Source organism: Paenibacillus amylolyticus, from assembly GCF_001570725.1.
In the GTDB taxonomy this organism is placed as follows: Bacteria; Bacillota; Bacilli; order Paenibacillales; family Paenibacillaceae; genus Paenibacillus; species Paenibacillus amylolyticus_A.
Window position 1 is genome coordinate 1,620,487 of sequence record NZ_BCNV01000001.1, and the last position, 11,991, is coordinate 1,632,477.

The window sequence follows — 11,991 nt, forward strand, 5'->3', positions numbered from 1 at the left end:
TGTTAGGGGAGGCACCCCAACTTAGGACATCGTTCCTTTGTTGGGGTGCCTCCCTTTTTTGGTGTACCAAAAAGGAGAGCAGACGTTGAAGAAATCAGGAAAACGTGTGAAGAAACAAGCGGAACAGTTAACCAAAGTGGTACTGGCATTTGCGTTATTATCACCTCAAGCCTTGTTGCTTGAATGGGGTGCAGCCACGGTAATGGCTGAAACGGTTGAAACGATCGGGATTGTATCCGATACATCCAGCATGAAGGCTGTACAGTCCTCTAAGGTGAAAGTAGAGATGAACAGTGATGGTAAGTACAGAATTGTGTTACTACCGAACACAAATGTATTTTACGGTGGTGATACAGGGAATGTATCCACGATTATTGACCACAATGGATCACCTGTGAACTTCAAAACATTGCCGCTGAATTATTACCGAATTAACAATAATGTGATTGAAATGTCCCGACAAAAGGACAATGTTGAATATATTTTGCGTGTATCTATCGTTAATGCCACGTCACAGGGCGGTTACATGAAAGTGGAACTTGAAGCCATCAACCGCAGCGGATCGGCACTGAATTTGGGTGGAACATTTTATTGGGATACGATGGTGAATGGCAATGATGCTTCTCCGTTTGAAGTCATCGAGAATGGATGGCGCAATTATAGCGGCGGTGTTCAGGTCACGGCTTTTTATGCGAATACGTACAATGTTGTGAATGCGGATCGCATATACATGGGCCAGTACAGCAGTCCGGATAGCGCACAACTTACAGGGGGTTCTTCACCTTCGGCATTCACGCCAGGCCAGACCGTGACGGCGAGTGATACAGCTGCACAGTTCTGGTGGAATGCCAAGGCAACAGCGAATCAGGCTTCACGCAAATTTTCGACCATTGTGGGGATTGGCCCCAAAAATGTTCCGCCTTCATTTACACTAACAGCACCCTCTTCGGGTCAGACCTACTACAAAGGTGAGCAACTTCAGATCTCCGGTACAACGCGAGACACGGATGTAGGCGACCTGTTGACCGTAAAATGGTCCATTGATGGTGGGTCCGAGAACATTCTGACCCAGATGACCGCCACGGGTTCGAATCAGTCTTTTAACACCAATTATACGTTGCCTGACACCCTGCCAGATGGCACGCACACATTGCAAGTATGGGTCATGGACGACAAAGGTGGGGTATCCTCGGCAGGAACCGTTAACTTCACGGTAAGGAGTTTTGTTGTGCCTGGAACGCCGACGTATACACTGGTTAACCCTAATAACTTGACGGTGAACTGGGATAAGAAGGCCAATGATGCATCCGTTACGTATGAACTGAAGAATATGACAACCAATCAGATCGTGGATACAGGTGCTTCAAACAGTCGGCAGGTGACAGGGCTCACTCCGAATACGAGTTATTCTTTTGCTGTACGTGCCAAAAATTCAAGTGGTTCCTTCACGGGGTACTCCACTCCATCCACAAAATATACATTGGCCAATCCACCCGCTACTGCGGCAGTGACACAATCAGGCAACTCTGTTACTGCGAGTTGGAATAATAATAGCAACCCTGCGGGCACTCAATACAAAACGGAAATACGCAGTCCAGGCGGGCAGGTCCTTGCATCAGGAACATCAACTTCAACACGTACAGCGTTTGCCCTGACCGGACTCGCGGACGGAAAATATGAAGTATTTGTGGCGGCGCTGAATGGCGAAGGGATACAGACCCCGTATATATCCGCTGGAGAGATGATGAAAGATACGACGGGTCCAACTGCTCCTTCCGTTACAGTCACTCCATCCACATGGACAAAGGAAGATGTTCTGGTCACGGTTGAGGAAGGGAAAGATGCATTGAGCGGAACTCAAAAGACTGAAGTGAAAGTGGGTCCTGCAGGAGAATGGCGTGAATACAGTGCTCCGTTTACCGTAAACAGTGAAGGCAACACAACTGTTATAGCACGCAGTATTGATGCATTTGGTAATACAGGACAGGAAACCGCTGTGACAGCTAGGGTAGATCGGACGGCACCAACGCCACCTGTTATCTCGTTGAATCCGCCCGAATGGACAAAAGCGGCAGTAATTGTGACATTAACGGAGGGTATGGACGAAGCAAGTGGCATTGGTCTGACACAGTATAAGCTGGGAAGCGAGGGAGAATGGATTGACTACAGGACCCCTTTTACACTCAGTGAAGAAGGAATAACGGAGATTTATGCACGAAGTGTAGATTGGGCGTCCAATGTCAGTGCTTCCACTTCGGTAACAGCCAGAATCGATAAGACTGGGCCTGAGCAACCAAGGATTACGTTAAGTGAAGAGCATTGGACGAATCAGGATGTAACTTTTGCAATAAACAGTGGTGAAGATGCAGGCAGCGGGCTTGCCAAGAGCCAATATCGACTTAACAAAGAAGGTCCCTGGATCGATTATACGGGCGAAGTGACAATTACCGATGAGGGAGAAACGATTGTATATGCACGCTCACTTGACCGTGTGGGCAATATAAGCATGTCCGCTCAGGCTACGGTTCGAATCGATACGACTGCTCCAACCGAGCCGGTAATTCGTTTGAGTTCTTCAGGATGGAGTAAAGAACATGTGCAATTCACGATCGCTGGTAGTGTGGATGAACGAGCGATATCCTATGAATACAGCATGAATGATGCCCCGTATATGACAGGAAATACAGGTACAGTTAGTACAAACGGCGCTACCACCATTCGGGCGCGAGCAAGAGATGCCGTTGGTAATGTGAGCAAGGAAGTCAGTCGAATCGCCTATGTGGATCAGATCGCGCCCACAATTACATTTGCACCGAACGGACATGGCTGGACGGACACGGACATATCCACTACGATTCAGTATGCTGACGCACACTCAGGCATTCAGGAGCTGGAACGATTCTATCAAGTTACGAACAGTGCAGAATCACCGGAACATTGGCTAGAAGCTCGCTCTGACGAGCATAAAGTATCCATTGAATCGGAAGGCATCTGGTACATCCATGCCAAGACCATGGACAGAGCTGGTTATACATATGAGACAACATCTTTACCTTACCAAATTCAACGCAAGCCCCAGCAACCGAGTCATGTGAAAACGACACAGATCGCTGAGACTTCAGCTGAACTTACAGTGGATTTACCAACTGGGGAAAGGTATACCGATGGATATCAGTATGAGATAACGAATAAAACAACAGGACAGTCATGGACACTGGATTATCCTAACCACAGTATAATCGATCACTCCCTAAGCGGTGGTCAGGTCTATGAATATGAAGTTAGAATGAGAAACCATACCGGAGTAAGTGATGCAGTAAGCGCTCAAGTATTAACTACCCCAGCAGCTCCCGGAACGTTGCACGTTCGAAAAGTAGATTCACAGCCCCATTTGGCCGAAATTCAATTTGATTCAGTACGAGGAGCAGATGCTTACCGCATCATCGCAGCGACTTCGGACGGAACTACCGTGTTTGATCAGACGGTATCTGATCCGAGTAGCCTTCCCTATGTCAGCAACCTGGTTCCAGGAACCATTCATAACATTTCGGTAACGGCAATGAATGAAAGTGGAGCAGGTGGTAGCAGTAGAACCGGATTCCTCACACTGCCGGCAATACCCGGGGAATTTATAGCCGTTCAAATTCAGGAGCATGATATTTCATTAGAATGGGAGACAGTGACTTCTGCAACGTATTATGGTCTTTCACGCGATGGAAAAGCCATATATGAAGGAGAGCAGTCGGAGTATCTGGACTCGGGTCTGGATAGCGGAACGGAGTACAGCTATACGTTAATTGCCGGAAATGAGACAGGACCAGGGCCGTTGGCAGGTTTACCTTTGCTCAAGACGTTACCTGGACAGGTATCCGGCTTACAGATATCAGATGCTTCCACAGCGAGCCTTCGTCTGAATTGGGAAGCAGTACGAGGAGCCGATCGTTATGAGTTATGGTTGAATGGAGAGAAGTCGAGAATGGTTCCTGCCGGAACCCAAGAATGGGTCTTTGCGGGACTTAGTTCGGGAACATCTTATCAACTGGATGTACAAGCAGTGAACGGAAGTGGACAGGGGATGCGCAGTTCGGTATCAGGAACAACGCTACCAGAGAGCCCGTCGGGACTTCACGTTGTTCAAGTAACTGAACAGGCAGGGATCTTGAGCTGGGAGCCTGTCGTTGGGGCAACGAAATATCGGGTGGTCATCGATGGACAGAGCCATGAGATATCAGATACACAACTCGTAGTGCACCACTTGTCAAGCAGTCGTGAGTATACCTATGAAGTACAGGCAGGCAATGCTGCCGGGTACGGTGCATCCACCAGTAGTACAATTCTTACGCTACCTAGCAGGCCGGAAGGACTGAATGTCATATCGACTGGTGAGACAAGTATGGGACTTGCATGGCAAGCTGTAGATACAGCTAATCTCTATATTGTGAAAATCAATGGAACAGAAGTGGGCAGAACATCAGAACTGGCCTACACAGTTGAGGGATTGTTGCCAGGTACAGAGTACGATTTGGAAGTTCAGGCTGTGAATGCTTCTGGATCAGGTGAAACAGCTCAGCTCATCCGATTGTCCAAACCTGTGTCGCCTGCCGAAGTACTTGTTGATTCAGGAGTACATCATGCAAAAGTTTCCTGGTCTGTCGTGGAAGGTGCCGCTGAATACGTGATTGAGCAGAATGGCAAGGAGATCTATAGAGGAATGGAGAATGAAACAACGATTACAGGGCTCCAGGATGGAACGTGGCATCACTATCAACTATGGGCGATCAACAGACAGGAGACTCGTTCTGAAGCGACGGAAGTATCCCTGCTGACTTTGCCTGAGAAACCCGTTGAGATTGCGGTAGATGATGTGGCAAAAAACAGCCTGGGTCTGGATTTCAGCAACACAGGTGTTCAAGGGGCAGATCATTACGTCATTGAAAGGGATGGACGAGAAATCGCTCAGTTGGATTCGAGTGAGACCCTGTTCGTAGACAAGGATCTATCGCCAGGAACAAAATACACTTACGTGATTCGGGCAGTTAATACGAGTGGAGCGGGGGCGCCGCTTACGTTCAGTATAATGACTCAAACGTTGCCATTGGTTGCAGAAAGTATCACGGTGAAAGCTGGAACACATGCGGTGGATCTGGCTTGGGATGTTGTAAAAGGAGCAGCTGCATATGAAATTCGTAATCGGGTAACGGGAGAGGTGCAGAGCGTGTCTGAACCGTCTTTACATCTCAATAGCATGCTAGATGGCACAGCGTATGAATTCGAACTTGTTGCGATTAATGAAGATGGTCATCAGTCAGAGCCTATCCAGATTCAGGTTTTAACGAAACCCATAGCGCCTCAGACGGCAGGTATAACACACATCACAGATCAGACCGCGACACTGGACCTGAATGGCAGCTCCACACGGGGAGCAGAGCAATTCATCATTATGCGGGATGGTGTTGAAGTCGCTAAGGTTTCAGCAGATCAAGCTTCATTTGAAGATGATGGACTGACACCAGGAGAGTATTACACGTACACCATCCTAACATCCAATGCTGCGGGGGTGAATGATTCCGGTTTTGAAGTTCAATTGCGGACATTGCCTGCGACTATTATTGAACCTTTACATGCAAGCATGATTGGGGAAAAGGAGGGATTGATCTTTTGGCCAAAGGTACAAGGCGCGGAGGGATATACCATACGTATCGGAGATCAGATCATCACCACAATTGAAGAAGGGGATATCACAGAGATGAGGTTAGCTCATCTGACGAGTGCAACCCGATATGATCAGGTGCAGGTTATTCCTTATAATACGGCTGGTTCAGGCAGCCCAATGACTGTGACCGCTTTTTACACCTTACCTCATGTTGAATCACTGGAAATGATGACATATCCGGAGACAGATCATGCCAAACTGGAATGGGACTTTCCTTACGTAAACGAAACATTCGTTGTATTGCTGGATGGCATTGAAGTATACCGGGGCAAACAAAAAGAGTTTATTGTTGATCAACTCGATGCAGGCAAGCAGTACGAGATAGAGATCTACACAGAAAATGATCAGGGAGATGCATCGGAGAAGCTGGCGCATTCTGTCCTGACCAAGCCAGCAGCCCCTGTCAAAGTAGAGTATCTTTCAGCGAAGGACCGCATTCGTCTTCTATTGGAACAGAGTCGGGTTGTAGGTGCCGATCAGTTTGTCATTGAGCGTGACGGTGTGGAGATTGCTCGTGTTCCAGTAGACGAAGTGTTCTATGATGATGAGCGACTCGAACCAGGCGTGAACTATATTTATACGGTCAAGGCCATGAATGCCTCGGGCAGTAGTGACGGTGGTTACTATCTTTCTGCTATGACCCTTCCTGGTAGCGTTACTTCTCCTCCTGTAGTAGAAGGACGTTCAATGTATGGTGCAGATATTGTATGGGAACTGATTCCTGGTGCTGGGGGTTATCGAGTTTATCGGAATGAAGAGATTGTGGGAACGACAACGGAGACATCCATACATGTGTCTGATTTGAACAGTGCAGAGCGTTATACTGAATTTGCAATCATTCCATTCAATGAGGCAGGGGAGGGTGAGGCACTTCAAGTACCTGAATTCGAGACACTACCTTCCGAGGAACTGACAGTAGCAGCCGTAGCGCAAGGTACGAACACGATTAAGCTAACTTGGGAACTGGAATCCATGAATGAGGTGATTGTGATCACCCATAAAGATCGTGAAATTTACCGTGGCACGCAGCGAAGTTATGTCTGGACAGGATTGAATGCTGAGCAGCAATATGAGGTGGACGTATGGACGGAGAATTCAGCGGGTGAAAGAAGTGAAAGCAAACGGGCAGCAGCCATGACTTTTCCGTATCCACCATCCGCCTGGAGCGGTGGTGGTACAGCTTCAAATCCGGCAGATCCTTTCGGTAAAAGCCGAGAGGTGAGTTCAGAACCTGAACCCTCGGAGCAAACAGATGTACCTTTGAAAAAAAATATTAAATTTATCGATATCAGCCAAACATTCAATAAAGACCAGATCACCTGGCTGGCAGAACAGAATATCATTCAAGGTGTAAGCGAAACCCACTTCGAGCCACGTCGTCCGATCACGCGTGCAGAGTTTACCGCACTAATCGTACGATTGATGAGTGTAGACACGACGGCCAACGTGCAGCATGGCTTTCAGGATGTAAATGACGAGGATTGGTTCGCTCCTGAGATCAAGGCAGCAGTTCATCATGAGATGGTACAAGGTATGGGGAATGGAAAATTCGCTCCGCATGCGCTAGTGACACGTGAACAGGCATCCAAGATTATAGCGAATGTTGTCCGTAAAATCAGACCGGAAAGGCTGACTTCACCAAGAGCGTTTACCGACCAGACTGATGTATCCGATTGGGCCAAAGAAGAAGTAGAAGAGCTTGCAGGCTTGTACATGATTACCGGGTATGAAGACGGTAGTTTCCGTCCCATGCAGCACTTAAGCAGATCCGAAGCTGCAGCGCTGATCTTCCGCTTAAATAAGCTGATTCAAGTCATGGATGAGAACCGTACAGATCAAGTTGAGAAAGCGTCAGCGTTCGATCGTCATATCTAGATTGAATTGAATCATACATGTGATACTGCAAGCATCGCTAGTAACGACATTACCGCTTGATTGGTTTTTAATGCTATAATGGTTGCCAATATGATAAAAAAAGGGTAATGAACAATGGTGATGAATAATGAATAATAAATTTATCCGGATATATGAAGATATTGCAAATCGTATTCGGACCGGAGAGATTGAGGCAGGGACGCTGCTTCAATCGGAACTGGATCTATCGGAAAGTTATCAAACGTCTCGAGAGACCATTCGCAAAGCGCTAAAAATGTTGTACGAAGAAGGTTATATTCAGAAAATTCAAGGCAAGGGCTCGATTGTACTGGACATTCGCAAGATCGATTTTCCCATCTCGGGTCTGGTTAGTTTCAAGGAATTAGCCAAAAAAATGGGGCATCGGGCTCAAACGTATGTGAAGGTTTTCGAGGAGCAAGAGGTCGATCAGGCGTTGTACAAGAAAATTAACTTTGGTCTGAATGAACAGGTCTGGGAGATCAGACGTGTGCGCAAAGTGGATGGAGAGCACGTCATTCTGGACAAAGATTACATCAGCCAGCGGCTTGTTCCTGGGCTCAGCAAAGAGATCTGTAATGATTCCATCTATCAGTACATTGAGCAAGAGCTGGGGCTTTCCATTTCGTTTGCCAAGAAAGAGATTCTGGTGGAAGAACCCACCGCTGAGGACAGGGAATTACTTGACCTTGAAGGTTTCCACAATGTGGTTGTGGTAAGGAGCCAAGTTTACCTGGAGGATGCCAGTCAATTTCAGTATACGGAGTCGAGGCATCGACCGGACAAGTTCAGATTTGTGGATTTTGCACGCCGAAGATAAGTTAATCAAGATTGATCAGAGAGTACCTTTCACTGCATTATTTGGGTGGATCGGTACTCTCTTTGGTTATGCGGGAAATCCGAAGATCGTCCATCAAGAACCGCTTAATGTCAATGTTCTTCCTTCATGCTGGAGCGTATGATCACAATATATACGAGACCGAGGAGTGAGGGAATTGAATCACGTGACAGCGAAATCAAATGTCCGCATATGGGAAGAAACCAGAGATATTCCAACCTATGGTACAGGTAAACCGGACAAAAATCCGATGTTTCTTGAAAAGCGAATCTACCAGGGCAGCTCCGGTAAGGTGTACCCGCATCCCGTGATCGACAGCATTGAAGATGAGGCCAAAATGAAGTCGTATCGACTAATTATTCTCGAAAATGAATATGTACGTATCGAGTTGATGCCCGAACTGGGCGGACGTATCTATCGTGCGCTGGATCGGACCAACGACTACGATTTTGTATATTATAACCGGGTGATTAAACCTGCACTTGTGGGACTGGCAGGGCCATGGATTTCCGGAGGAATTGAATTCAACTGGCCACAGCATCATCGGCCCAACACGTATGGCCCAGTCGACTATACATTTGGCAGTAATGAAGATGGAAGCGCTACCGTCTGGGTGGGCGAGATTGACCGCATGTATGGTACCAAAATGACCGCTGGCTTCACATTACATCCTGGCAAAGCCTATCTTGAAATCCATGCCGAGGTATATAATCGCACCAACACACCTCAAACTTTTCTATGGTGGGCCAATCCAGCTGTAGCCGTCAATGATCATACGCAATCCGTGTTTCCACCTGATGTAACGGCTGTATTGGATCATGGTAAACGGGATGTATCCCGGTTTCCGATCGCAACCGGGACCTATTACAAGATGGACTATTCCGAAGGCGTGGATATCTCGCGATACAAAAACATACCGGTTCCAACATCCTACATGGCTTATAAATCTGATTATAATTTCGTAGGCGGCTATGACCACGGGGTTCAGGCAGGTTTGTTGCATGTGGCCAATCACCATATCTCACCCGGGAAAAAACAATGGACCTGGGGGAACGGGGAATTCGGGCAAGCCTGGGATCGGCAGTTAACGGACGAGGATGGACCATATATTGAATTAATGACCGGGATCTATACCGATAATCAGCCTGATTTTACATGGTTACAGCCTTATGAAGCCAAATCGTTTTCGCAGTATTTTATGCCGTATAAAGGAATTGGAATGGTTAAAAATGCATCAATTGATGCAGCGGTTAACCTCGAAATGGACGAAACGACCGGAATGGTAACCGTGATGGTATATGCGACGTCAGTTTTTGAACAAGTGACCGTTGAAGTGATAGGACCAACCTTGGTATATCTCCATGAGAGATGTAATATCTCACCTACGGAGCTATATAAATCTTCATTCCCGTGGAGCGGACAAGATGAATGGCATCAGTTGAAGTTAAGTGTTCGAACTGCGGAAGGAAGAGTACTTGTGACCTATCAGCCTGAACGTTCTGAGATTCAGGAAGTGCCCGACCCGGCCAAACCACTCCCACTACCATCCGAGATGCGGACCAATGAACAACTATATCTGGCGGGTCTTCATCTGGAGCAATATCGGCATGCCACGTATGAACCGGAACCTTATTATCTGGAAGGGTTGAAGCGTGATGCAACGGATATCCGTCTGAACATTGCCTACGGCACATTGCTGCTACGTAGAGGACTGTTTCAAGATGCGGAGAAGCATTTCAGACAGGCCGTTCAATCGTTGACGTGGAAAAATACGAATCCGTATGATAGTGAAGCATTTTACCAGCTCGGTCTGAGTTTGAAACTACAGGGGAAACAGGGAGAATCCTATGCTGCTCTCTATAAAGCTGTATGGTCCGCACAGTATCAGGATACGGGGTATTACATGCTTGCTCAGATCGATACGGGTCAACATCGGTACATCGAAGCGTTGGATCACATCGAACGTTCGCTGATTCGTAACACCAGAAACTACAAGGCTCGTCATCTGAAGGTGGCACTGCTGCGTAGATTGGGTCAAGATAAACAGGCGATCCAATATGCGCGTGAGACATTGGAACTGGACCCGGTTGAATTTGGAGCTGCACATGAATTAGTCCTGATTTACAGCGGGGCTACTACACCGTCAGATAGGCAAAAAGCGGAGCAAGCACGTGAACATTTCCATCGTCTGATGCGAGGAGACGTTCATAATTATCTGAATGTAGCCGCAGATTACGCGGATTGTGGATTGTGGGAAGAAGCACTGAAGGTACTCTCCGGTGTTGAATCCGAAGTTGCACAGCCGTATCCGATGGTTGGTTATGCGCTGGCTTACTTGTATCGTAAGTTGGGGGATACGGAACAGGCCCGAGAATATCAAAAGCAGGGGAAAGCTGCTCCAACCGATTATTGTTTTCCTAACACGCTATTTGAATTTCTGGTACTTCAGGATGTATTGGCAGTGGATTCGAATGATGCGCGTGCTCACTATTACCTGGGAAATTGGCTATATGATCGTAAACGCTACGAGGAAGCGATCACTCATTGGGAAACCTCGCGCGAGGCGGATGCTTCATATCCGACTGTACATCGGAATCTGGGACTGGCTTATTATAACAAGCTGAATCGCTCCGATCTTGCACTGGCATCATTAGAGGAAGCTTTCCGGTTGGATACACAGGATGCCCGAATCTTCTACGAGTTGGATCAATTGCACAAGAAGATAGGGTATTCCTGCGAGCATCGAATCATTCACCTGGAAGATCACATGGAGTTGGTTCATCACCGTGATGATCTGTATATCGAGTGGGTGACTCTATTAAATATGCATGGTAGTCATCAGGAAGCATGGGAAGCTCTTCAGGCCCGGCGGTTTCACCCCTGGGAGGGTGGAGAAGGCAAAGTTACAGGACAATATGTTACGGCACTGACGGAACTGGCGAAGCAAAATCTTGAGAAACAACAACCTGAACTAGCATTGGAGCTGTTGCAGAAGGCTTTGGTTTACCCGGAGAACTTAGGTGAAGGTAAACTGGAGGGAACTGCAGACAATCCATTATACTTTTATCTGGGCTGTACCTACCAGCAACTGAAGAATAATCAAGCTGCAGAGGAGAATTTCCACAGAGCATCCATCGGTCTGAACGAACCGGCAAGCGCGATGTTCTATAATGATCAACCGCCTGAATCGATCTATTATCAGGGACTGGCCTGGCAGAAACTTGGCAATACGAAGGAAGCAAACAGACGCTTTAACAAACTGATTGATTATGCCGAAAGACATATACAAGATCACATCCGAATGGATTACTTTGCGGTCTCTCTGCCCGATTTTCTGGTATTCGACGATGATCTCGATCAGCGCAATGAAGAACATTGCCGATATATGCGGGCATTGGGTCTCCTGGAACTGGGGCGGACGAACGAAGCAAAGGATGAGTTGGAGCGAGTACTGGAGAAGAACCCGAATCATCAAGGGGCAATCGTCCATCGATAATTGATAATCTATTCATCATCAACCATATCCCATTTATATCGAAGGAGTTAT

General features: G+C 47.2%; 3 protein-coding genes. All 3 read left to right on the top strand.

All coding sequences use genetic code 11. The features are described from left to right. The first annotated feature begins 85 nt into the window (after window positions 1–85). On the top strand, window positions 86–7,588 hold the full coding sequence (locus tag PAHA3_RS07420) for a fibronectin type III domain-containing protein (protein WP_062834146.1): 7,503 nt from the start codon (window positions 86–88) through the stop codon (window positions 7,586–7,588). A gap of 127 nt (window positions 7,589–7,715) precedes the next feature. Further along, window positions 7,716–8,426, top strand: coding sequence for a trehalose operon repressor (treR, locus tag PAHA3_RS07425; RefSeq protein WP_062834147.1), 711 nt, complete (start codon window positions 7,716–7,718; stop codon window positions 8,424–8,426). A gap of 175 nt (window positions 8,427–8,601) precedes the next feature. After that, complete coding sequence (locus PAHA3_RS07430; RefSeq protein WP_062834148.1) at window positions 8,602–11,940, top strand: tetratricopeptide repeat protein; 3,339 nt, start codon at window positions 8,602–8,604, stop codon at window positions 11,938–11,940. Window positions 11,941–11,991: the final 51 nt, after the last annotated feature.

Bases quoted from the DNA above. Each gene is read 5' to 3' on its own strand.
- treR (WP_062834147.1), top strand. From the start codon at position 7,716: ATGAATAATAAATTTATCCGGATATATGAAGATATTGCAAATCGTATT.